This is a genomic window from Paramagnetospirillum magneticum AMB-1 (assembly GCF_000009985.1).
In the GTDB taxonomy this organism is placed as follows: Bacteria; Pseudomonadota; Alphaproteobacteria; order Rhodospirillales; family Magnetospirillaceae; genus Phaeospirillum; species Phaeospirillum magneticum.
Map to the genome: position 1 here is coordinate 199,475 of NC_007626.1, position 23,382 is coordinate 222,856.

Consider the following 23,382-nt stretch of genomic DNA (forward strand, 5'->3'; position numbering starts at 1 on the left):
CCGCACGCGGGAGAGGGTTAAAAAGGACGCTCGCCTCCCCACATGCACGATAGTGCAAGTGAATCGGCAAAGCGGTACTTTAATACCAAATTGCTCTTGCGAATGATTCCAGAGCTGCACTATAGTGCATTCAGTCATTCCAACCGAGGCGGCACGCCCATGATCAACTTTCAAACCTCCCCCGAGAGCTACCGCCACTGGAAGCTGGCGTTCGACGGTCCGGTCGCCACGCTGACCATGGATGTGGACCCGGCGTCCACCCTGGCGCCCGGCTACGAGCTGAAGATGAACTCCTACGATCTGGGCGTGGATATCGAGCTTTACGACGCGGTGCAGCGCCTGCGCTTCGAGCACCCGGAGGTGCGCGCCGTGGTGATGGCCTCGGCCAATCCCAAGATTTTCTGCGCCGGGGCCAATATCAAGATGCTGGGCGTCTCCAGCCACGGCCACAAGGTTAACTTCTGCAAGTTCACCAACGAGACCCGCAACTCCATCGAGGATGCCAGCGAGAATTCGCGCCAGACCTATCTGTGCGCGGTGACCGGCACGGCGGCGGGCGGCGGCTATGAACTGGCCCTGGCCACCGACTACATCATGATGGTCGACGACGGCAACACGGCGGTGTCCCTGCCCGAGGTGCCGCTGCTGGCCGTGCTGCCCGGCACCGGCGGTCTGACCCGCGTGGTGGACAAGCGCAAGGTGCGCCGCGATCTGGCCGACATCTTCTGCTCCATAGAAGAGGGCGTGAAGGGCAAGCGCGCCGTGGAATGGCGCCTGGTGGACGAGGTTATTCCCTCCTCGGCCTTCAAGGCGGCGGTGGCCAAGAAGGCCGCCGAGCTGGCCGCCCGCTCGGACCGCCCCACCGCCGAGAAGGGCGTGGTGCTGTCCCAGGTGTCCCGCGTCATCGGCACCGACAGCGTCACCTATCCCCACATCGACATCGCCTTCGACCGCGCCACCCGGGCGGCCAATATCACGATCAAGGGGCCCAAGGCCGCCTGTCCCGCCGATCTGGCCGGGATCAAGGCCCAGGGCGTTGATTTCTATCCCCTGGCCCTGGCCCGCGAACTGGACGACGCCATCCTGCATCTGCGGGCCAACGAGACCACCATCGCCACCTGGGTGTTCCGCACCCAAGGCGATGCCGACCTGGTGATGGGCTATGACGCGGCGCTGCAGACGTTCGGCGCCTCCGACTGGCTGGTGCGCGAGATCCTGCTGTACTGGAAGCGCACCATGAAGCGTCTGGACGTCACCAGCCGCACCCTGTTCGCCCTGGTGGAGCCGGGCTCGTGCTTCGCCGGCTTCGTGGCCGAGATCCTGTTCGCCGTGGACCGGTCCTTCATGCTGGACGGCACCTTCGAGGACAATCCGGCGCCGGCCGCCGCCATCCGCCTGTCGGCATTGAACTTCGACGGCCTGCCCATGGGCAACGGCATCTCGCGTCTGGCCACCCGCTTCCTGGGCGAGCCCGACAGCGTCGGCAAGGCCCGCGACACCATCGGGAAGGATCTGGACGCCGCCGCCTGCGCCAAGCTGGGTCTGGTCACCGGCACCCCCGACGACATCGATTGGGAGGACGAGATCCGTCTGATGATCGAGGAGCGGGCGTCGTTCTCGCCCGACTCTCTCACCGGCATGGAGGCCAATCTGCGCTTTGCCGGTCCGGAAACCATGGAAACCAAGATCTTCGGCCGCCTCACCGCCTGGCAGAACTGGATCTTCCAGCGCCCCAACGCCGTCGGCGATCAGGGTGCCCTCAAGCTCTACGGCACCGGCAAGCGCGCCGCCTACAATCAGGAAAGGGTGTAACCGTCATGTCCTCGATCAATTACGCCGAAAAGATCCCCAACAACGTCAACCTGTCCGAGGACCGGAAGCTGCAGCGCGCCCTGGAATCCTGGCAGCCCCATTATATCGACTGGTGGAAGGAGATGGGCCCCGAGGGGACCTCCACCTCCGAGATCTACCTGCGCACCGCCATCAGCGCCGAGCCCGACGGCTGGGCCCAGTTCGGCCACGTCAAGATGGAGGATTACCGCTGGGGCATCTTCCTGGCGCCGCCGGAAAAGGATCGCAAGGTCAATTTCGGCGCCCATAAGGGCGAGGACGCCTGGCAGGAAGTGCCCGGCGAGTACCGCTCCATGCTGCGCCGCCTGATCACCGTCCAGGGCGATACCGAGCCGGCCTCGGTGGAGCAGCAGCGCCTGCTGGGCAAGTGCTGCCCCTCGCTCTACGACCTGCGCAACCTGTTCCAGGTCAACGTCGAGGAAGGCCGCCACCTGTGGGCCATGGTCTATCTGCTGCACGCCCATTTCGGCAAGGACGGCCGCGAAGAGGCCGAGGAGATGCTGGCCCGGCGCTCGGGCGACGCGGACAAGCCGCGCATCCTGGGGGCCTTCAACGAGAAGACCGCCGACTGGCTGGCCTTCTTCATGTTCACCTTCATCACCGACCGTGACGGCAAGTACCAGCTGTGCGCCCTGGCCGAATCCGGCTTCGATCCGCTGTCGCGGTCCTGCCGCTTCATGCTGACCGAGGAAGCCCACCACATGTTCGTGGGCGAATCCGGCGTCGGCCGCATCATCGAACGCGCCTGCCAGGTGATGAAGGAGAACCGCACCGAGGACGTCAGGAAGTTCGGCGTCATCGACCTGCCGACCATCCAGCGCTACCTGAACTTCCATTACTCGGTGACGTCGGACCTGTACGGCGCCGAGGTGTCCACCAACGCGGCGACCTCGTACAACATGGGCCTCAAGGGCCGCTACGAGGAGACCAAGATCGGTGACGACCACCAGCTCGAGCACACCACCTATTCGGTGCTGCACCCGGTCAATGGCGGCTTCCAGGCGGTCGAGGTCCCGGCCCTGAACGCGCTCAACGAGCGCCTGCGCCTGGACTGGGCCGAGGACGTGGCCAAGGGCGTCGAGCGCTGGAACAAGATCATCGCCAAGCACGGCATCGACTTCAAGCTGACCCTGCCCCATCTGGCCTTCAACCGCGCCATCGGCCACTTCTCCGACATCGCGGTCGACCCCAGCGGCAAGGTCATCTCCACCGAGGAATTCGCCCGTCGCCGCGACGAGTGGCTGCCGTCCGAATCCGACCTCGCCTATGTGCTGTCGCTGATGGGTGGTGCGGTGACCCAGCCCGGCAAGTTCGCCAACTGGATCGCGCCCCCGGCCCGCGGCATCAATAACCAGCCGGTGGATTTCGATTACGTCCGGTTTGCGTAAGGACCTCTCTCCCCCCGGCTGAGCCGGGGGGAGAGCTTGATTGGAGCGGGCCATGGAACTGAAACGCCAGCATCTCATCGACCCGGTGGTCTGCATCCGCTGCAACACCTGCGAGGAAGCCTGTCCGGTCGACGCCATCACCCATGACGGCACCAATTACGTGGTGTCCTATGACAAGTGCACCGGCTGCCGCACCTGCGTTTCGCCCTGTCCCACCGGGGCCATCGACAACTGGCTGCTGGTGGACCAGCCCTGGAGCATCGACGACCAGTTCGGCTGGGAGGAACTGCCCCTGGGCCAGACCGGCCCCGGCCCGGCCGAGCCCGCTCCGCTGCCGCCCGGCGAGGTCAGCGACCTGCTGGCCGCCGCCACGGCGACCACCGGGCCGTCCGTGCCGCCGCCGGCCAGCGCGGCCAAGCCCTATTTCAACCTCTATTCCCGCGACACGCCGGTGACGGCCCGCGTCGCCGGCAATATGCGCATCACCGGCGAGGGGACGGACTCCGACATCCACCACGTGGTGCTCGACTTCTCGCACAATGCCTTTCCCTTCCTGGAAGGCCAGAGCATCGGCATCGTGCCGCCGGGAACGGATGCCAAGGGCCGCGCCCACAACATCCGCCTCTATTCCATCGCCTCGCCGCGCGAGGGCGAGCGGTCGGGCTGCAACAATCTGGCGCTGACGGTGAAACGGGTGGCGGGAGGCGTGGGCTCGAACTATGTCTGCGACCTGAAGAAGGGCGACGAGGTGCGGGTGGCCGGTCCGTTCGGCCAGGCCTTCCTGATGCCCGACGCCCCCAACGCCAACATCATCATGATCTGCACCGGCACCGGCTCGGCGCCGTTCCGCGCCTTCACCGAGCGCCGCCGCCGCAATGCCCAGGATGCCTCGGGCAAGCTGATGCTGTTCTTCGGTGCCCGCACGCCGGAGGAACTGCCCTATTTCGGCCCGCTGATGAAGCTGCCGAAAAGCCTGATCGACGTGAACCTGGCCTTTTCCCGCGTGCCCGACCGGCCCAAGCAATACGTTCAGGACAAGATCCGCGAACGCTCCGACGATCTGGCCGCCCTGCTGGCCTCGGCCGACACCCATGTCTTCATCTGCGGGCTGAAGGGCATGGAGCAGGGCTGCGACGAGGCCTTCGCCGACATCTGCCGTCTGCACGGCCTGGATTGGGCGGACTTGCGGCCCCGGATGCGCGAAGAAGGGCGCTATCATGTCGAAACCTACTGAGCTCGAAGAGATCGAGGCCATGGAGGGCGGCGTGTTCACCCATCGCCGCCGGGTCCATTTCGGCGATTCCGACGCGGCGCGCATCGTCTACACGCCCCGCTTCCTGGAATACGCCATGGAGGCGCTCGAGGTCTTCATGGCCGATGTCATCGGCTACGACTGGTACACCATCAATAAGGAACATGGCTTCGGCACGCCCTTCGTGAAGATCGGCATGGAGATCAAGGCGCCGCTCAGGCCCGGCAACCGGGTGGACATCTCGGTGCTGGTGGACAAGGTCGGCGGCTCCTCCATTCACTTTCGCACCATCGGCACGCGTGGTGACGGCGTGGTGGCGTTCGAGACCAGTTTCGTCTGCGTCGTCGCCGATCAGGAAAAGGTGAAGGCGGTGCCCATGCCCGGCCCCATGCGGGCACGGCTTGAGGCCTATCGTGCCCGGCTGGCGGAGGCGGCGGAATGAGCGAGACCATCCTGGTCGCCCGCACGGGCGACGTCACCACCATCACCTTGAACCGGCCCGGGCGCATCAACGCCTTCAATGTGGAGATGCACGGCGCGCTGCGCTCGGCGGTCGCCCATGCCGCCGAGGACGGCACCCGCTGTCTGGTGATCACCGGGGCGGGCAAGGGCTTTTGCGCCGGTCAGGACCTGTCCGACCGGGTGTCCAAGCCGGGCGATCCGCCCCCCGATCTGGGGGCGTCGCTGGATGCCCGCTATAACCCGCTGATCCGCAGCCTGAAGGCCCTGCCCATGCCGGTGATCGCCGCCGTCAACGGCACCGCCGCCGGAGCGGGCGCCAATCTGGCGCTGGCCTGCGACATCGTGGTGGCGGCCAGGTCCGCCGCCTTCGTCCAGAGCTTCTGCAAGGTCGGCCTGATCCCCGATTCGGGCGGAACCTGGACTTTGCCGCGTCTGGTGGGCACGGCGCGGGCCACCGCCCTGATGATGCTGGGCGAGAAGGTCACCGCCGAGCAGGCCATGCAGTGGGGCATGATCTGGCGCTGCGTCGATGACGAGCAATTGCTGCCCACCGTGTTGGCCATGGCGGCGCAACTGGCGGCCCAGCCCACCCGGGGGCTGGCGCTGATGAAGAAGGCCCTGGCCCGCTCGGGGGCCAATACCCTGGATGCCCAGCTGGACCTGGAGCGAGACCTCCAGACCGAGGCGGGATGCACTCAGGATTATCAGGAGGGCGTGCGGGCCTTCATGGAAAAACGCCCGCCGCGCTTCGAGGGTCGGTGAAAAATTGGGTGCCAATTCCCATATGTCCATGACCTGAAACCGGGAGAGCATCATGGCCGAGCGGTCGTTCCAGCATGAAATCGGCCTGTTGCGCCTGGGGGAGGGGGAGACCTTCCGGGGCGAGGGCATCCTGGCCGTCACCAAGGCGCTGCTGCAATCGGGGGTCACCTATGTGGGCGGCTACCAGGGCGCGCCGGTGTCGCACCTGATGGACGTGCTGATCGAGGCCGAGGATCTGCTGGGCGAGCTGGGCGTGCACGTCGAGGCCGCCACCAACGAGGCGGGGGCCGCCGCCCTGCTGGCCGCCTCCCTGGCCTATCCGGTGCGGGGCGCCGTCACCTGGAAGTCGGTGGTGGGCACCAACGTCGCCTCGGACGCCTTGTCCAACCTGGCCTCGCCCGGGGTGATCGGCGGCGCGCTGATCATCATCGGCGAGGATTACGGCGACGGCGCCAGCGTCATTCAGGAACGCAGCCACGCCTTCGCCATGAAATCGTCCCTGTGGCTGCTGGACCCGCGTCCCCATCTGCCCTCCATCGTCCATATGGTGGAGAAGGGCTTCGAGCTGTCCGAGGCCAGCAACACCCCCGTCATGGTCGAGCTGCGCATCAAGGCCTGCCACGTCACCGGCAGCTTCCAGGCCAAGGACAACAAGCCGGGCGCACCGATTCAGGCGCCGGCCGCCTTCGATTACGGGCGGCTGTCGCACCCGCCGTCCACCTTCGCCCACGAGGCGGCCAAGGTGGAAAAGCGCCTGCCCGCCGCGCGGGCCTTCATCCGCGAACACAAGCTCAACGAGGTCTTTCCCGGAACCCGCGACGACGTCGGCATCATCGTCCAGGGTGGCCTCTACAATTCCCTGATGCGCGCCCTGGCCAAGCTGGGTCTGGCCGACGCCCTGGGCAACTCGGCCATTCCCATCTATTGCCTCAACGTCACCTGGCCGCTGGTGCCCGAGGAAATCTCGGCCTTCTGCGCCGGCAAGCAATCGGTGCTGATGGTCGAGGAGGGCACGCCGGAATACCTGGAACAGACCCTGTCGCTGATGATGCGCCAAGCCGACATCCAGACGAAGTTGCACGGCAAGGACTGCCTGCCCCAGGCGGGGGAATACACCGCCGACGTGCTGGCCGCCGGGCTGGCCAAATTCCTGGGTTCCGAGCCGGCGCAAGCCATCGTCAATGCGGTTGACGTTCATCGCAAGACGGCGGCGGCGCTGCTGGACAAGGAGCTTCCCGGCCGCCCCCCCGGTTTCTGCACCGGCTGTCCCGAACGCCCGGTGTTCGCCGCCCTGAAGCTGGCGCAAAAGGACATCGGCCGGACTCATGTGTCGGCCGATATCGGCTGTCATTCCTTCGGCACCCTGCCGCCCTTTTCCATGGGCAATTCCATCCTGGGCTTCGGCATGAGCCTCGCCTCGGCCGCCGCCGTCGGGCCGGTGACGGGCAAGCGCCCGGTGGCGGTGATGGGTGATGGCGGCTTCTGGCACAACGGCATCATCTCGGGCGTGGCCGGCTCGCTGTTCAACAAGGGCGACGGCGTGCTGGTGATCCTGCAGAACGGCTATACCTCGGCCACCGGGCAGCAATACATGCCCTCCACCCTGGCCGAGGGGCACCGCAACGAGACTCCCATGGATATCGGCGCCACGCTGAAGGTCATGGGAGTGAAGTGGCTGCGCAAGGTGCGGTCCTACTCGGTTTCCACCATGCGCGACACCTTCAAGGAGGCCATCAGGGGGGCGGGCCAGGGCCTGCGGGTGATTATCGCCGACGGCGAATGCCAACTGGCCCGCCAGCGCCGGGTGAAGGCAGAGGACGCCGCCAAATTGAAGGCGGGGGAAAAGGTGGTGCGGGTGCGCTATGGCGTCGACGACGACATCTGTTCCGGCGACCACGCCTGCATCCGGCTGTCGGGCTGTCCGTCGCTGACCATCAAGCCCAATCCCGATCCGTTGCGCGACGATCCCGTCGCCTCGGTGATTCCGTCCTGCGTCGGCTGCGGGCTGTGCGGCGAGGTGGCCCACGCCGCCGCGCTGTGTCCGTCCTTCTGGCGGGCCGAGGTGATCCAGAATCCCACCGGTCTCGATCTCTGGCTGGACGGAATGCGCCGCCGGGTCATCGGTTGGATGCAGGGGAGGATCGGCGCATGAGCACTCCCCATCCCCTGTGCATCGTCGTGGCCGCCATGGGCGGCGAGGGCGGCGGCGTGCTCACCGACTGGATCGTCGAGGCGGCCCATGCCTCGGGCCTGGCGGTGCAAAGCACCTCGGTGCCGGGCGTGGCCCAGCGCACCGGCGCCACTACCTATTACGTGGAGATCTTCCCCACGCCCCTGGCGGAGTTGGGGGACGCAAGGCCCATTCTGGCCCTGTCGCCGTCGCTGGGCGAGGTGGACCTGATCGTCGCCACCGAGCTGATGGAGGCGGCGCGCTGCGTGACGCGCGGCTGGTCGGACCCGGCGCGCACTCAGCTCATCGCGTCGAGCCACCGGGTCCACGCGGTGGCCGAAAAGATGGAGATGGGCGACGGCCGTTATGACGGGGACCGCCTGCGCGCCGCCATTCAGGCGGGTTCGCGCCATCACCTGTTGTTCGACATGGAGCAGGCGGCCAAGTCGGCGGGCTGCATCGTCAACGCCGTGCTGCTGGGCGCCGTGGCGGGCAGCGGGCTGCTGCCCATCGCGCCCGAGACCTTCGAGGAGCAGATCGTCGCCTCGGCCAAGGCGGTGGAGAGCAATCTGCGTGGCTTCCGCCTGGGCCTTCAGGCGGCGCGGGGCGAGATTCCCGCGGCCTCGACAGCCTCTCACAAGCGCCCCCATGCCGAGGTCCCAGGCTCGGAACTGGTGGCGGTGCAACTGGGCTTCCTGCCCGCCGCCGCCCGCGCCCTGGCGGAGGAGGGGGTGAAACGTCTGACCGCCTATCAGGATGCCCGCTATGCCGGGCTTTACGTCGAGCGCCTGCGCGCCCTGTCCCAGGTCAGCGCCGACGAGGCCCTGCTGGCCCGGGTGGCCAAGCACTTGGCGGTCCGCATGTCCTTCGAGGACGTGATCCACGTGGCCCGCCTCAAGACCGATCCCGCCCGCCTGGAGCGCATCCGCGCCGAAGTGTCCGCCCGGCCCGGTCAGCCGGTGGTGGTCCGCGATTTCCTCAAGCCCGGTCTGGAGGAGATCTGTGCCCTGCTGCCCGGTGTCCTGGCCCGGCCCATCCTGGCCGCCGCCCATGGCGGTGGCTGGGCGGGCAAGGCGGCCTGGGGGCGTCAGGTCAATGCCAGCGGCATCTTCGGCTTCGCCACCCTTCGCCTGCTGGCGGCGCTCAAGCTCTGGCGGCGGCACTCCTACCGCTTCCATCAGGAGCAGGCGGCCATCGAGGACTGGCTGGCGGCTTTGGGCGATGCCGCCCGTCTGTCGCCCGCCTTAGGGATTGAGGTGGCCGAATGCGCCCGGCTGATCAAGGGCTATGGCGAGACCTGGAATCGTGGCTCGGCCAACTTCCGCCGCATCCGCGAGGCGGTGATCATTCCGGCCGCCGCCGGCCGCTGGTCCCTGGATTTCGCCCTGGACGCCATCGCCAATGCCCGGGCCGCCGCCTTGGCCGACCCGGAAGGCGCCGGGCTGGACCGCACCCTGGCGGCCATCGCCGAGCGGGCTGCCGCATAGGCGGATTGACAGGTCCGAATTGCCCGCCGATCCTGTCGGCATGAAGCGTCTCGCCTGCATCCTCTGCCTGCTGCCCGCCCTCGCCCTGGCCGAGCCCCTGCGCCTGCAGGGCTATGTGGAGGGCGAGTACGTGCGCGTCGCGCCCACCGGGGCCGGCACCCTGGCCGGCGTCGAGGTGCGCGAGGGCGAGCGCGTGACGGCGGGGGCGCCGCTGTTCGCCCTCGACACCCTGGTCGAGCGGGCGGTGCGCGACCAGGCCGTGGCCGACCTGGAGCGGGCCGAGGCGCAACTGGCCGACCTCCGGAAGGGCAAGCGCCCCGACGAACTCAAAGCCATCGCCGAGCAGAAGGCCGAGGCCCTGGCGGCGCTGCGCCTGTCCGAGGCGACCCTGAAGCGCCAGGATATCCTGGCCCGCAACGACTATGCCTCCCGCGCCCGGCTGGACGAGGCCCGGGCGGCGCTGGAGCGCGACCGCGCCCAGGTCCGCCGGCTGGAGGCCGAATACCGCACCGCCCTGCTGGGCGCCCGCCCCGACGAGATCGCGGCGCAGGAGGCCCTGGTGGGGCAAAAGCGCCTGGAACTGGCCAAGGCCGACAAGCGGCTGCTCGACCTTTCCCCCAAGGCCCCGGCCGATGCCGTGGTGGAGAAGGTCTATTACCGGGTGGGCGAGTTCGTGCCCGCCGGTCAGCCGGTGGTGTCGCTGCTGCCGCCCGGCAACGTCAAGCTGGTGTTCTTCCTGCCCGAACCCCGGCTGGGGGCGGTGAAGCTGGGCGATGCCGTCGGTTACGCCTGCGACCGCTGCGCGGCGGGCGAGGCGCGGGTGTCGTTCATCGCCACCCAGGCGGAATACACCCCGCCGGTGATCTATTCCGTGGAAAGCCGCGACAAGCTGGTGTTTCGCGTCGAGGCGCGGGGCGCGGCGGCGGCGCCGCTGGCCCTTAATCCCGGCCAGCCGGTGGACGTTTCGGTGCCGGCCAGGTGAACGGCGCGGCTGCCATCGACGTCCAGGGTCTGGAAAAGCGCTTTGCCGGCCGCGCCGTGGTCCAGGATTTTTCCATCCTGGTGCCCCGAGGGCGCATCTTCGGCTTTCTCGGCCCCAACGGCTCGGGCAAGACCACCACCATCCGCATGCTGTGCGGGCTGCTCACCCCCGATGCCGGGCGCGGCACCTGCCTCGGTCTCGACATCTTGCGCCAGTCGGACGAGATCAAGCGCCGGGTCGGCTACATGACCCAGCGCTTCTCGTTCTACGAGGACCTGACCATCGCCGAGAACCTGGATTTCGTCGCCCGGGTCTACGGCCTGGACCGGCGCAAGCAGCGGGTGGACGAGGCGCTGGCCGATCTGGGGCTGGCCGAGCGCCGCAAGCAACTGGCGGGAACCCTTTCCGGTGGCTGGAAGCAGCGTCTGGCCCTGGCCGCCTGCGTGCTGCACGAGCCCGAGCTGCTGTTGCTGGACGAGCCCACCGCCGGCGTCGATCCCAAGGCGCGGCGCGATTTCTGGGACCACATCCACCGGCTGGCGGCGGGCGGCATGACCGTGCTGGTCAGCACCCATTACATGGACGAGGCCGAGCGTTGCCACGAGATCAGCTATCTCGCCTATGGCCGCCTGATGGTGCGCGGCACGGTCTCCGAGGTGATTCGGGGCTCGGGCCTGGTCACCTGGCTGGTGGAAGGCGACGGCGCCGACCGGCTGGCCTTGCGCATGGAGGGGCGGCCCGGCATCGCCATGGCGGCGCCCTTCGGCAACGCGCTGCACGTCAGCGGCACCAATTCGGCGGCGCTGGAAGCCGCCATCGCGCCGTGGCGCTCGGACCCCGCCCTGGTGTGGAGCCGCACCGAGCCCAGCCTGGAGGACGTGTTCATCCACCTGATGGGGCAGGCGGAGGATAATTTCCGATGAACGGCTCCGCGTCCCTCTCCTGGTCGCGCCTGATGGCGGTGATGATCAAGGAGGTCATCCAGATGCGCCGCGACCGCCTGACCTTCGCCATGATGGTGCTGGTGCCGCTGCTGCAACTGGTGCTGTTCGGCTATGCCATCAATTCCGATCCCAAAGGGCTGCCCACCCTGGTGCAGGTGCAGGAGGACGGTCCCTTCGCCCGCGCCCTGGTGGCGGGCTTGCGCAACTCCTCCTACTTCCGCATGGTGGGCGAGGTCCGCACCGAGGCCGAAGCCGAGCGGCACCTGGCCACCGGCGACGCCCAGTTCGTGGTGACCGTCCCACTGGGCTTCGAGGCCGCCCTGGTGCGGGGCGAGCGCCCGGCCCTGCTGCTGGAGGCCGACGCCACCGATCCGGCGGCGGCCAGCAATGCGGTGGCGGCGGCCGGCGCCCTAATGCGCACTGTGTTCGACGCCGAATTGACCGGCCCGCTGTCGTCCTTGCGCGGCCGACCCGATCCCGTCGATCTGCGGGTCCATCGGCGCTACAACCCGGAAGGAATCAGCCAGTACAACATCGTCCCCGGCCTGATGGGGGTGATCCTGACCATGACCATGGTCATGATGACCGCCCTGGCGGTGACGCGCGAGCGCGAGCGCGGCACCATGGAAAACCTGCTGGCCATGCCGGTGCGGCCCCTGGAGGTGATGGTGGGCAAGATCCTGCCCTATATCGGGGTGGGCTATGTCCAGGTGGTGGTGATCGTCGCCTCGGGCCGCTGGCTGTTCGGCGTGCCGCTGATGGGCAGCCTGACCCTGCTGTCGGTGGCGCTGCTGCTGTTCATCGCCTCCAATCTGACGGTGGGATTCACCTTTTCCACCGTGGCCAAGAACCAGCTTCAGGCCATGCAGATGAGCTTTTTCTTCTTCCTGCCGTCCATCCTGTTGTCGGGCTTCATGTTCCCGTTCCGGGGCATGCCGGTCTGGGCGCAGTGGGTGGGCGAGATCTTTCCGCTGACCCATTTCCTGCGGGTGGTGCGCGGCATCCTGCTGAAAGGCAACGGCATGGCGGAAATCTGGCCCGAGATGTGGCCGATCATCGCCTTCGTGCTGGCCAGCGCCCTGCTGGCCATGAAGCAGTACCGTCAGACGCTGGACTGACGGGCCTAACCTTTTTGTCATCCCGAGCGAAGTCGAAGGATCTCATCTTGGAGCGGCGTTTTCGAATCGGCACCGCTGCTCCGGGCGGAGATCCTTCCTCCCTTTGGTCGTCAGGATGACAAGCCTGTTCTTTCGACGGCCGCCATGAAACCGTTCACCGCACCTTGCTGACATAGGCGTTGACCTCGTCGTTCAGCGCCTCGACCACCTTGGACAGCGTCCGGGCGCTCCAGATGACGCGCACCGTGCCGCCGCAGGCCTGGGCGGTGGATTGCGACAGATGGGCGACGTTCTCCGAGACTTCCGAGGCTTTGGTCGCCACCTCGTCGATATGGGCCGAAATGTCGCGGGTCACCGCCTCCTGCTCCTGCACCGCGCTGGCGATGGCCGAGGCGATGCCGTCGATGGTGCGGATGGTGGAAACCACGCCGGCAACGCCGGTGGCGGCGGCCTGGGCGGCGCCCTGCACCGCCCCCACCTGGCGCGAGATGTCGTCGGTGGCGCGTGCCGTCTGATTGGCGAGATTCTTGACCTCGTTGGCGACCACGGCAAAGCCCTTGCCCGCCTCGCCCGCCCGCGCCGCCTCGATGGTGGCGTTCAGGGCAAGGAGATTGGTCTGGGCGGCGATGTCGTTGATCAACTGCACCACCACGCCGATCTGGCTGACCGAATCGGCCAGCCCGTTCATGCACTCCACCGTCTCGCCGATATCGGAGACGGCGGTCTGGGCCACCGAGGCCGACTGGGTGACCTGCTGGGCGATCTCGTTGATGGCCTGGGCCAGCTGCCGGGTGGATTCGGACACCGCCGAGGCCAGTTGAGTGGTGGTTTCCGCCGCCTCGCCCACGGTGATGGAACGGCCGCCGGCGCTTTCCGAACGGCTTGCCATGGTTTGGGCGGTGCGGCCGATGCCCGTGGTGGCGCTGGCCACCTGGGACACCATGTCGTGGACGTTCTTCTCGAAGGCCTGGGTCTGCTGGTCGCGGGCTTCCATGTCGCCCAGCACCTTGTTGATCATCTCGGCATAGGTGCGGTAATCGCCGCGCAGGCCCTGGAGGGGAATGTAGCGGAAGTATTCCTTGGCGCCCGCCCGCTTCATGGCGGCGCCGGTGTCCTTGGCGAATTCCTCGGTGAGGTCGAGCACATGGTTGAGGCCGTTCAGCATGCGGCCCAGTTCGTCCTGGCGGCCGATGCGCAGCACCCGGATGTTCAGGTCGCCCTGGGCGGCCTGGTGCGCGGTGGCGGCGCCGCGCTCGATCAGGCTCAGCACCGTCCTCACCTCGCGCAGGGCGGCCAGTGAGACCGCGGTCAGGAACAGTCCGGCCAGGACCAGCACCACCAGCGCGCCGCCGGCGAAACCGGCCCCGCCTTCCGTGGCGAACAGGCGCCAGATGGCGGCGGCGGCCACCAGTCCGATCAGGGCCACGGCGGTGCCGACAAGGAATGCGGCGGTATTGGTCCTGCCACGCAGCGACGGATTGGACATGCTGTTTCTCCTACCGGCTGATGGTCATGACCAGACGGTCATAGCTGTCGAAACCCAGATCGCCGATGGTCTTGACCAGGGCGGCGAAGCTTTGCTCCACGCCTTGCTTGCGGTCGGGGGCGGCGTTCTCGATGCCCAGCAGGGTCTCGTAGAGCGGCTTGACCGTGGCCACCGCCTCGGCCTTGGGGACGCGGCGGTTGGAATGATAGCCCACCATCTTGCCGGCCTGGTCGTAGCAGGGCGTTACATGGGCGAAGACCCAGTAATGGTCGCCGTTCTTGGCCCGATTGATCACATAGGCGAAGACCTCGTGCCCCTGGGCGATGCGGTCCCACAGGAACTTGAAGACGCAGCGCGGCATGGCCGGATGGCGCAGGATCGAGTGCGGCGCGCCCAGAAGCTCTTCCTCGGTATAGCCGCTGATGCCCAGGAAGACATCGTTGGCGTAGGTAATCTTTCCGGTCAGGTCGGTCTTGGAGACGATGACGTCGTCCCACTGGAAGGTCCTCTCCACATTGGTAAGCGACCGATCAATGGCCATGGCGAAGCCTTCCGTCAGGAATAATGATGCAAATCAGCGGGTTGAGCCGAACCGAGGTCGCGACTCCCCCCGCGGCTCATCCATCCGTCTCATGACGAAAGTGGAGCCCCGCCCGCAAGGTGTCAACCGGCATGAATTCTCAGTGCCATCTCTTGCCCTGTCCCCCGCCATGTGTCCCATTGACGTCATGGCGGACATAGGCTCCCATTCAACAGTCAAACGGGGTGGGGATGAGGTGAAAATGCGCCGCATTGTGCTGTTGTCGCTGCTCCTCTGCTTGCCGGCGGAGGCGCGGGAGGTGACCGTGGGCGTCGGCCTGTCCCTGTCGCCCTACGTGATTCCCGAGGAATTGCGCGGCATGGAATATGACATCGCCAAATCGGCGCTGGCCCTGGAGGGTCACGAGATGAAGCCGGTGTTCCTGCCGCTTGGGCGGGTGGCCAAGGCCTTGGATGGCGGCCAGATGGATGCCGCCATGACCCAGCGGCCCGGGACCCTGACGGGTCTAGTCTACTCGGACATCTATATCGTCTACCGCAACTATGCCATCACCCTGGCGTCCCGCCAGCTGAACGTCGACCGCCTGGAAGACCTGTCGGGAAAGTCGGTTCTGGCCTTTCAAAGGGCCACGAGCTATCTCGGCCCGGAGTTCAAGAAGGTGGCGGAGGCCAACCAGGCCTACCGCGAAGAGGCCAACCAGCTGATCCAGCCGCTGTTGCTTTACAAGGGCCGGGTGGATGTGGTCGTGGCGGATCGCAATATCTTCGACTGGTTCGCCAATCAGCCCGAGGTTCGCGACAAGGCCGACATCAGCCAGCCGGTGACCTATCACCCGCTGTTTCCGCCGACCGAATACCGGGTCGCCTTCCGGGATGTCGCCCTGCGCGACGCCTTCAATCGCGGCTTGGCCCGGCTGAGGGCCGAGGGCGAATACGACCGGATCATCGCCCGCTATTCCAAAGCCCAGGCGCCCGCGCTGTCGATCAGCGGGCCTTCGGGCGGATCGCGATGAAGGTCATGTCGTCGCGGCAAGGCTGATCGCCGCGCCACGCGTCGAGGGTGGCGAACAGCCTTTCCTTCTGCAGCTCCAGCGGCAGGCTGCCCAGGCCGGTCAGGGTTTCCAGCAGCCGTCGGCGGCCGAACAGCCGGTGGTTGGGGCCGCCCATCTGGTCGATCAGTCCATCGGTGTAGAGGTAGAACGTCGCGCCCGGCGTGATGGGGACTTCGTGGCAGGCGAAGGTCGCGTCGGGTGGGCTGTCGCGGTAGCCCAGGCTGCGGCGGTCGCCCCGGATCACCTTCATCTGGTCGTCGCTCCACACCATCAGCGGAAGATTGGCTCCGGCAAAGGTGGCGACGCCCCGGGCCCGGTCGAAGACGCAGATGGCGGCGTCCAGGCCGTCATCGGCGGGGGCGTCGGCCCGGTCCTGACGCAGGGCCGACTTCACCAGGAAATTGAGCAGGGCCAGGATCACCGCCGGATCGTCATGGCCGTGGTGATGGAGGATGCGGGCCAGAATGGACGAGACCACGGCGGTCATGAAGGCGCCGGGCACGCCGTGACCGGTGCAGTCCATCACCGCGACGACGGTCTTGTCGCCGAAGATGCCGGTCCAGTAATAGTCGCCGCCGACGATGTCGAAGGGGCGCCAGCCCACGGTGAACTCGTCCACCGCCCCTTCCAGCGCCGCCGTATCGGGCAGCAGCGCCGTCTGGATGCGGCTGGCGTAGCGGATGCCGTCGGAAATGAAGCGGTTGGCCTTTTCCAGCTCGGCATTGGCCCGTTCCACTCCGGCCTTTTGCTGCTCCAGTTCGTGGGTGCGCTCCTGAACCCGCAATTCCAGGTCGCGGGCCAGGGCGGCCAGGGCGCCTTCGGCGGTGTCGCGGCCGTCGAGTCCGCGCTGGGATTCGGCCAACAAGGCGTTGACGTTGCTGACCAGCAGCCCCAGTTCGTCTCCCTCGTGGCGGTGCGGCAGCTCGATGAGCGAGGCCCCGGGCCGGGCGGGGTCCACCTTGGCGATGGCGTGGCCCACCTTCAGCAGCGGCTTGGTGATCAGGCCGTAGAACACGGCCACCACCAGCAGGCACAAAATGACCGTACGGGCGGCGCCCGAAGCGGCGCTGGCGGTCACGTGGTCGAGATAGCGGCCAAGCAGCAGAGCGGGGTCGAGGCGCAGTTCCAGCTTGCCGACGTCGCTGGCGGAATCCTTCATCCGGGTCTGCAGCATCAGGGAATGCTGGGCGACGTCGCCGAACAGCCTTTCGGCCAGCCTGGGAAACGCGGTGACGCCCGGTGGGCGGCGGGTTTCGCCCAGCAGGTCGCCGAAATTGTCGGTGAGCCGAACCTCGGCCACCATGGGGTCCAGCGCCAGTCCGCTGACCACCTCGCCGGCCAGATCGTGGCTCAGCATATAGGCGGCCTCCACCGCCGTGCCGCGCACCAGGGCCAGATCGGCCTTGGCCACTTCGACCACCTCGCGGCGCATGCGCTGGTAATCGGCCGACAGGTCCCAGAATCCCGAGGCCGCTCCCAGGCCGAGGGCGATGACCAGCGTCGCCACCGCCTGCTTGAAGGAGAGGCCGCGGAATGTCCCGATGTGGCGGATCGGCAAGGGAGATGAAGACGCTGGAACGGTCACCGGGGGGGGGGCTCTCGGGGGATAATCAGTAGAGTCCATGATAACCGAGGCAGGCGGTCTGTCACGCGCATTCGCGGGCGGCGGGGGCCTGGTCAGGGACCGGAGTCCCATGCCTTTACTTTTGTCCTATGCTTGCTGAACAAGCATCAACCTGCCGTGGACGTGTCACTCAAGTGAACCGCCAGGCCGCCCCATTCCGAGCGCCCGAAGTCGAGAGCGAGACCGCTCAAGGTCGCCAGATCGGCGACGATGGCCAGGCCCAGGCCCGAACCCGGCACGCTTTCGTCCAGGCGGATGCCGCGCCGTGCCGCCGCCTCGGCCTGCTCGGGCGACAGGCCCGGCCCGTCATCCTCCACCCGGACCGACCCCGGGCCGGCGCAGACGCGGACTCGGGTCTTGGCCCATTTGCAGGCGTTGTCCATCAGATTGCCCACCATCTCGGCCAGATCGTCGGCCTCGGCGGCGAAAAGGGCGTCGGGGGGACACTGGATGGCGATCTCCAGGCGGCGATCGGCGTGGACCTTGCGCATGGCTCCGGCCAGATCGGCCAGCAAGGGGGCCAGCGCCGTTTGCCGCCCCATTCCGCGGGCCGACGAGGCTTCCGAGCCGGCGCGGGCCAGATGCAGGTCGATCAGGCGGGTGACCCTTTCGATCTGCGGCGCCACGCCGGGCAGGGTGCCGCATTCGGCGCGCAGCACCGCCAGGGGAGTCTTCAGGGCATGGGCCAGATTGCCCAGGTGGTTGCGGGCGTGGCGGATCAGGTTTTCGTCGTGGTCCAGCACCCGGTTCATGGCGGCGACCAGGGGGGCGATCTCGCGGGGGTAGCCGCCGCCGAGGCGGGTGCCGCCACGGGTCAGCTGGCCCAGCTCCGCCTCCAGCCGCCCGAGGGGCTTGAGGCCATAGCCCACCTGCACCGCCACCGCCACCAGCAGGCCCAGGCCGAGGCCGCCCAGGGACAGGGCCAGCAACAGCCGGAACCGGCGGATCTCCTCCTCCACCTCGGCGCGGTCGGCGGCGACGGCCACGTGCAGGCGCCGCCCGTTGTCGCCCAGCACCAGATCGCGCTCCAGCACCTCCAGCTTCTGGCCGCGCGGCCCGTCCTCGCCGCGGGTCTGGACGGCTCCCGGCTGGCTGTCCGGGGCGATGGTCAGGGCCGCATCCCACAGCGAGCGCGAGCGCATCTGCAGGGCCGCGCCGTCGGATACCTGCCAATACCAGCCGGAATAGGGCTGTTCGAAGCGCGGCTCGCCCGCCGGGCGGCCCACGGTGACGGTTCCGCCCTCGGCCAGGTCCACGACCGCCAGCAGGGTGCGCAGATGGGTGTCCAGTCGGCGGTGAAAGGCCTGCTCGGCGCTGTCGGCGAAGGCGTGGCCAAGAACCCCGCCGCCGACCCCCAGGGCGAGCAGCACCCAGGCCCCCGCCCCCAGGATCAGGCGGCGGCGGAGGGAATCACGGGAGGCCATCCATCGCCTCCATGCGCCAGCCCTGGCCGCGCAGGGTGTGGATCACGTCGACGCCCAGCTTGCGGCGGATGCGCGCCACCAGCACGTCCAGCACGTTGGAATCGGGGTCGGCGTCGCGGTCGTAGACATGCTCCACCAGTTCCGAACGGCTGACCACCCGCCCCTGATGGTGGGCGAGGTAGGACAGAATGCGGAATTCCTGGGCGGTCAGGGCGATGGGCAGGCCGGCACGGCTGACCCGGCCGCCCACGGTGTCGATGCGCAAGGGGCCGCAGGTGATCTCGGGCGAGGCATGGCCGGCGGCGCGGCGGATCAGGGCGCGGACGCGGGTGACCACCTCTTCCATCTCGAAGGGCTTGGTGACGTAGTCGTCGGCTCCGGCGTTGAAGGCCTGGGACTTCTCCGCCCAGCGGGCGCGGGCCGTCAGCACCATCACCGGCATGGCCCGGCCCGCCTCGCGCCAGCGGCCCAGCACGCTGATGCCGTCGATCTTGGGCAGGCCGAGGTCGAGAATGACCGCGTCATAGCTTTCGGTGTCGCCCAGGTGCCAGCCATCCTCGCCGTCATAGGCGGTGTCGACCGCGAAGCCCGCCGCTTCCAGGGCACGTTCCAGCGCCAGGGTCAGTTGCGGCTCGTCTTCGACGACCAGGACTCTCATCGCTTCTCCTTGACCTTGAGACGGGTGCCGTCGGCGGCGTCGTAATAGAGCTTGAGCAGGCGTCCATCATGGGTCAAGCGCTTGATCTCGTAGACCGGGCGGCCGTGCTTGTCCTCCAGCTCGGCCTCGATCAGCTCGCCGGGATAGTCGCGGTCGACCTGTTCGAGAATCCGCGACAGCGGCAGGATCTTGCCCGCCAGCACGGCCCGGCGGATGCGGTCGTGATCCTCGCCCGCCGAAACGGGGAGGGAGAGCAGCATGAACAGGGCGGTCAGAATGATCTTCATGTCCGAAATCTTCGTCCCTGCCCCATGAACGGCGGATGAACCGGCGGGTCACGTCCGGTTCAGGGGCCGAAGCTCATCCTCTCCCCAGATGAGTTCACCCACAAGGAGTTCCCTCCATGCTGACCCGTATGATTATCCACGGTCTGCTGGCCGCCATGATCGTCGCCGGGGGCGCCTATGCCTATGCCGCCACCGTGCAGCCGGTGTCCATTTCCTTTCACCAGGAGCACCACTGATGAACGCCCGTTGGGAGTTTCGCCTGCTTCGCCTGTGGCACGCCGCCCTGGCCGGAGGCTTTCTGGTGGCCTATGTCACGGCCGACGAGGACACCTATGCCATGCATGTCTTCGCGGGCTATTGGGTGGTGGGCGCCATCGCCCTGCGACTGCTCCTGGCGCTGGCGGGCTCGGCCACCGGGCCGCTGGCCCTGCCCAGGCCCCGCCTCACCTGGGCCAAGCCCGGCCGCAATCCGCTGTTCGCCTGGATGGCCGCCATCCTGGCGGTGGGCATGGCGGTGGCCGGCGTGACCGGCATCGCCGCAGACCTGATTCCTCCGCTGGAGGATCTGCATGAGGGTCTGGCCGAGGCTTCGCTCTGGCTGGTACTGGCCCATGCCGCCATCATCGCCTGGATCTTCCAGGGCCGGAGGGTGCGCGAAATGCTGAAGGGCGCCATGCCCGCCCTGCTGGCCATCGCCCTTCTGGCCGCGCCCGCCGCCTTCGCCGCCGATGCCGCCCGCGAGGCCATCAAGGCCGGCTATGCCAAGCAGGCCGGCGCGGGCTTCGCCGGGTTCTCGGCGGAGCGCGGCCGGGCGCTGTTCGAGTCCAGGAACAGTGCCAGCCCCGATTACGCGTCGTGCACCACCTGCCACACCGGCGACCCCACCCGCTATGGTCAGCATGCCAAGACCGGGCGGGCCATCCAGCCGGTGGCGGTCTCGGCCAATCCCAAGCGCTTCACCGATGCGGCCAAGGTGGAGGAGCGGTTCGACCGCGACTGCCAGACCGTGCTGGGCCGCGCCTGCACCGCCACCGAGAAGGGCGACTACATCGCCTATATGGAGAGCAAATGATGAAGCGCATGATCCTGGCGGCGGCCTTGACCCTGGCCGCCCTGCCGGCCCGGGCCGATCAGGTCCGACCGCTGACCGATCCCGAGACGGTCAAGGCCTGCGGCGAATGCCATATGGCCTTCCAGCCCGCCTTCCTGCCGGCCCGCTCCTGGACCAGCATGATGGGCCAGCTTTCCGACCATTTCGGCGACAACGCCTCCATGGCGCCCGACAAGGCCGAGCGCATCCGCCAGGTGCTGGTGGCGGGCGCCGCCGACACCGGCGGCGGCAAAGCGGGGTCCAAGGCCCTGCGCGGAGTCAGATCGAACGAGGTGCCGCTGCGCATCACCGAACTACCCCGCTTTCAGCGCAAGCATGACCGGATTCCCGAACGGGAGTGGAAGCGGCCGGAGGTGAAGACCAAGTCCAATTGCGTCGCTTGTCACCGGGGGGCCGATCAAGGGTCCTACGAGGACGAGTGAGGGATCGCCCACCCTTCCCCCTTCCGGGTGGGCAAAGTGCGGGGGCCGGCGTTCGGGAGGGATGAGCTCCGGGTGCCGGTCCCCGTTACTCGATCCATTCGCCCTTATAGACGCCCCAGATCTCGTCGCGCTTGAACCAGCCTTGAATCTGGTTGATCTCGACGCGGCAGAAGTCGCGGTTGCGCGGACATTGCAGCAGGCGGCCCAGCACCCCGGGCTCCACCAGGGCCAGGGCGTCGGCGTTTTCGGAATCGCCGGCGCGCAGGGTGCGCTGACCGCCCATCACCACCATCATGCGCCGCCCCGACAGCATGGATTGGTGCAGCCAGCCCTCGGTGCCCTGCCAGTCGCGGATCTTGCGCCAGGCCTCGAACTCGGCGATCACCTCCACCGGCAGGTCCTTGCGCGAATAGATCCAGTCGATGGGATAACGCTGTCCCGGCCCCGCCCGCAGGTTGACCTCGTCCGAGCGCAGGGAGACGAAACGCGGCAGCGGCAGGCCGCTGGCTTCGCCCGCCGACGCGGCCGGCGCAAGGCCCAGCAACACGGCCGCCAGGGCGGTCGCCCCCCATTTACGCATCTCGGCTATCCCCCAACGTCGGCAGTTCATATTCCCTCCGGCGGCGTATTATAAGGTCGGCTCGCCCGACCCGGTCAAGGCGAGCCGGAGTTTGCGTTTTAAAGAACCTCCAACTGGGCTCTGGACAAGGGGTCGCCGAGTTGCTAGGTCGATAGGGAAACGTTCCGGGAGGAGTCAAGAAATGCCCAGCAAGAAGCCCGTCGTCGTGGTCAGCCGCAAGCTGCCCGACGTCATCGAAACCCGGATGATGGAATTGTTCGACACCCGCTTGAACGTCGACGATCATCCCATGACCAAGACGGAACTGATCGAGGCGGTCAAGATCGCCGACGTCCTGGTCCCCACTGTCACCGATCGCATCGATGCGGGCATCCTGTCCCAGGCTGGCCCCAACCTGAAGCTGGTGGCCAATTTCGGCACCGGCGTCGATCACATCGACCTGGCCACCGCCCGCCAGCGGGGCATCACCGTCACCAACACGCCCGGCGTGTTGACCGAGGATACCGCCGACATGGCCATGGCGCTGATCATGTCCGTGCCGCGCCGCATCGCCGAGGGCGAGCGCCTGATCCGTTCCGGTGACTGGAAGGGCTGGAGCCCGACCTTCATGCTGGGCCACCGCATCTGGGGCAAGCGTCTCGGCATCATCGGCATGGGCCGCATCGGCCAGGCGGTGGCGCGCCGCGCCAAGGCCTTCGGCATGTCCATCCACTATCACAACCGCAAGCGCGTCCATCCCGACATCGAAACCGAGCTGGAAGCCACCTACTGGGAGAGCCTGGACCAGATGCTCGCCCGCATGGACGTGGTCACCGTCCATTGCCCGCATACCCCGGCCACCTTCCACCTGCTGTCGGCACGGCGCCTGGAACTGCTGCCCAAGCACGCCTATGTGGTCAACACGGCGCGTGGCGAGATCGTCGACGAGAACGCCCTGACCCGCATGCTGATCCGTGGCGATCTGGCGGGCGCCGGCCTCGACGTGTTCGAGCACGAGCCGGCGGTGAACCCCAAGCTGCTGGCGTTGGACAACGTGGTGCTGCTGCCCCATCTGGGCTCGGCCACCATCGAAGGCCGCGTCGACATGGGCGAGAAGGTGCTGGTCAACATCAAGACCTTCGCCGACGGCCACCAGCCGCCGGACCGCGTCCTGGCGTCCATGTTCTAAGCATTACCCTGAACGGCAAAGCCCCCCGGAGCATCGCTCCGGGGGGCTTTTTCGTGGGCTGGGCTCAGTTCTGCATCATCATGGGGCCATGGCCGTGGCCGTGACGGCCGCCGTGGCCGAAGCCGCCCCGGCCGCCGGCGCCGGGCATCAGGTCGTCGGCGATCTTCTGCTGCTCCAGGGAGAGCGAGGCATAGAAGGCGCTCATGGCCGGAACCACCTTGCGCAGGGCCTCGGCGCGGATCTCGGCCTGCTGCTGCATGCGGCCCATGCGCTCGGGCAGGGTGGCGAACTTGGACGGATCGACCTTGTCCGCGCACATCTTGGCCATGGGCGCCGAGGCTTCCTTCATGGTCTCGGCCAAGTGCTTGAACTCGACCTTCTGGGCATCGGTCAGCTTCAGCTTGGTCTCGGAATAGGCCATGTGGGCGGCCATGCGGGCGTCCATGTCGCCGCACATGCGGCTCATGCGCTCGAAGCCGGCGGCACGCGGCGCGGCAGGGGCGGGGTCGGCGGCGCGGGCCACATTCACCAGGGCGGCCAGACCCAGGGCGATGGCGACGGAGGCGGTGATCAGGGTAATGCGGCTCATGGGGACACCTGTGAACGGGTGGATT

Annotated in this window: 22 protein-coding genes; 14 read left to right on the plus strand and 8 right to left on the minus strand. The window is 67.6% G+C overall.

The window, feature by feature from the left end; genetic code table 11:
• Positions 1-159 precede the first annotated feature (159 nt).
• The 10 genes from boxC to AMB_RS00930 are packed head-to-tail and all read left to right on the plus strand — an operon-like array spanning position 160 to position 12,416.
• Positions 160-1,812 carry a 2,3-epoxybenzoyl-CoA dihydrolase gene (gene boxC / locus AMB_RS00885; protein ID WP_011382621.1) on the plus strand — a complete coding sequence of 551 codons (1,653 nt, stop codon included), beginning with the start codon at positions 160-162 and terminating at the stop codon, positions 1,810-1,812.
• A gap of 5 nt (positions 1,813-1,817) precedes the next feature.
• Entirely contained in the window at positions 1,818-3,239 is a 1,422-nt protein-coding gene (boxB, locus tag AMB_RS00890; protein ID WP_011382622.1) for a benzoyl-CoA 2,3-epoxidase subunit BoxB, read from the plus strand.
• A 52-nt stretch (positions 3,240-3,291) separates the two neighbouring features.
• Complete coding sequence (gene boxA, locus AMB_RS00895; RefSeq protein ID WP_011382623.1) at positions 3,292-4,473, plus strand: benzoyl-CoA 2,3-epoxidase subunit BoxA; 1,182 nt, start codon at positions 3,292-3,294, stop codon at positions 4,471-4,473.
• Positions 4,457-4,933: an acyl-CoA thioesterase gene (locus tag AMB_RS00900; protein WP_083763403.1), complete on the plus strand. Its 477-nt coding sequence runs from the start codon at positions 4,457-4,459 to the stop codon at positions 4,931-4,933. The genes boxA and AMB_RS00900 overlap by 17 nt, the downstream gene beginning before the upstream one ends.
• Positions 4,930-5,715, plus strand: a complete 786-nt coding sequence (paaG, locus tag AMB_RS00905) for a 2-(1,2-epoxy-1,2-dihydrophenyl)acetyl-CoA isomerase PaaG (RefSeq protein WP_011382625.1) — start codon at positions 4,930-4,932, stop codon at positions 5,713-5,715. Before AMB_RS00900 ends, paaG begins: the two co-directional genes overlap by 4 nt.
• Positions 5,716-5,767: 52 nt before the next feature.
• Entirely contained in the window at positions 5,768-7,867 is a 2,100-nt protein-coding gene (locus AMB_RS00910) for an indolepyruvate ferredoxin oxidoreductase subunit alpha (protein WP_011382626.1), read from the plus strand.
• Positions 7,864-9,372, plus strand: coding sequence for an indolepyruvate oxidoreductase subunit beta family protein (locus AMB_RS00915; RefSeq protein WP_011382627.1), 1,509 nt, complete (start codon positions 7,864-7,866; stop codon positions 9,370-9,372). Before AMB_RS00910 ends, AMB_RS00915 begins: the two co-directional genes overlap by 4 nt.
• Before the next feature lie 40 nt (positions 9,373-9,412).
• Entirely contained in the window at positions 9,413-10,354 is a 942-nt protein-coding gene (locus AMB_RS00920) for an HlyD family secretion protein (RefSeq protein ID WP_050750596.1), read from the plus strand.
• Positions 10,351-11,277, plus strand: coding sequence for an ABC transporter ATP-binding protein (locus AMB_RS00925; RefSeq protein ID WP_011382629.1), 927 nt, complete (start codon positions 10,351-10,353; stop codon positions 11,275-11,277). Before AMB_RS00920 ends, AMB_RS00925 begins: the two co-directional genes overlap by 4 nt.
• Positions 11,274-12,416 (plus strand): ABC transporter permease, encoded by a 1,143-nt coding sequence (locus AMB_RS00930; RefSeq protein WP_011382630.1) that lies wholly within the window; start codon positions 11,274-11,276, stop codon positions 12,414-12,416. Before AMB_RS00925 ends, AMB_RS00930 begins: the two co-directional genes overlap by 4 nt.
• 154 nt (positions 12,417-12,570) lie before the next feature.
• Here the strand turns inward: AMB_RS00930 and AMB_RS00935 are convergent, their stop codons facing one another.
• A complete protein-coding gene (locus AMB_RS00935; RefSeq protein ID WP_011382631.1) occupies positions 12,571-13,902 on the minus strand; it encodes a methyl-accepting chemotaxis protein in 1,332 nt (443 codons plus the stop codon).
• A gap of 10 nt (positions 13,903-13,912) precedes the next feature.
• Positions 13,913-14,443 carry a PAS domain-containing protein gene (locus tag AMB_RS00940; RefSeq protein ID WP_043743060.1) on the minus strand — a complete coding sequence of 177 codons (531 nt, stop codon included), beginning with the start codon at positions 14,441-14,443 and terminating at the stop codon, positions 13,913-13,915.
• Positions 14,444-14,684: 241 nt separating this feature from the next.
• Here AMB_RS00940 and AMB_RS00945 point away from each other — a divergent pair, with 241 nt between their 5' ends.
• Positions 14,685-15,455 carry a substrate-binding periplasmic protein gene (locus tag AMB_RS00945; protein ID WP_050750597.1) on the plus strand — a complete coding sequence of 257 codons (771 nt, stop codon included), beginning with the start codon at positions 14,685-14,687 and terminating at the stop codon, positions 15,453-15,455.
• Here the strand turns inward: AMB_RS00945 and AMB_RS00950 are convergent.
• The 4 genes from AMB_RS00950 to AMB_RS00965 form a co-directional block, all read right to left on the minus strand.
• Positions 15,427-17,079, minus strand: a complete 1,653-nt coding sequence (locus tag AMB_RS00950) for a SpoIIE family protein phosphatase (protein WP_231848938.1) — start codon at positions 17,077-17,079, stop codon at positions 15,427-15,429. The two genes, AMB_RS00945 and AMB_RS00950, sit on opposite strands and share 29 nt — an antisense overlap.
• 146 nt (positions 17,080-17,225) lie before the next feature.
• Complete coding sequence (locus tag AMB_RS26675; protein WP_011382635.1) at positions 17,226-18,542, minus strand: sensor histidine kinase; 1,317 nt, start codon at positions 18,540-18,542, stop codon at positions 17,226-17,228.
• Complete coding sequence (locus tag AMB_RS00960) at positions 18,529-19,200, minus strand: response regulator transcription factor (protein WP_011382636.1); 672 nt, start codon at positions 19,198-19,200, stop codon at positions 18,529-18,531. Before AMB_RS00960 ends, AMB_RS26675 begins: the two co-directional genes overlap by 14 nt.
• Complete coding sequence (locus AMB_RS00965) at positions 19,197-19,487, minus strand: PepSY domain-containing protein (protein WP_011382637.1); 291 nt, start codon at positions 19,485-19,487, stop codon at positions 19,197-19,199. The genes AMB_RS00960 and AMB_RS00965 overlap by 4 nt, the downstream gene beginning before the upstream one ends.
• Before the next feature lie 235 nt (positions 19,488-19,722).
• On the opposite strand from AMB_RS00965, the gene AMB_RS00970 reads away from it, so the two are divergent.
• Positions 19,723-20,559: a DUF1924 domain-containing protein gene (locus tag AMB_RS00970; protein WP_011382639.1), complete on the plus strand. Its 837-nt coding sequence runs from the start codon at positions 19,723-19,725 to the stop codon at positions 20,557-20,559.
• Entirely contained in the window at positions 20,556-21,020 is a 465-nt protein-coding gene (locus AMB_RS00975) for a diheme cytochrome c (protein WP_231848939.1), read from the plus strand. The genes AMB_RS00970 and AMB_RS00975 overlap by 4 nt, the downstream gene beginning before the upstream one ends.
• Before the next feature lie 85 nt (positions 21,021-21,105).
• On the opposite strand, the gene AMB_RS00980 is transcribed toward AMB_RS00975, so the two are convergent.
• Positions 21,106-21,600 (minus strand): SH3 domain-containing protein, encoded by a 495-nt coding sequence (locus AMB_RS00980; RefSeq protein ID WP_043743062.1) that lies wholly within the window; start codon positions 21,598-21,600, stop codon positions 21,106-21,108.
• A 181-nt stretch (positions 21,601-21,781) separates the two neighbouring features.
• On the opposite strand from AMB_RS00980, the gene AMB_RS00985 reads away from it, so the two are divergent.
• Complete coding sequence (locus AMB_RS00985; protein ID WP_043743064.1) at positions 21,782-22,768, plus strand: 2-hydroxyacid dehydrogenase; 987 nt, start codon at positions 21,782-21,784, stop codon at positions 22,766-22,768.
• Positions 22,769-22,832: 64 nt separating this feature from the next.
• On the opposite strand, the gene AMB_RS00990 is transcribed toward AMB_RS00985, so the two are convergent.
• The gene (locus AMB_RS00990; RefSeq protein ID WP_011382643.1) at positions 22,833-23,357 is read right to left on the minus strand and encodes a Spy/CpxP family protein refolding chaperone; all 525 of its coding nucleotides are present in this window, start codon (positions 23,355-23,357) and stop codon (positions 22,833-22,835) included.
• Positions 23,358-23,382: the final 25 nt, after the last annotated feature.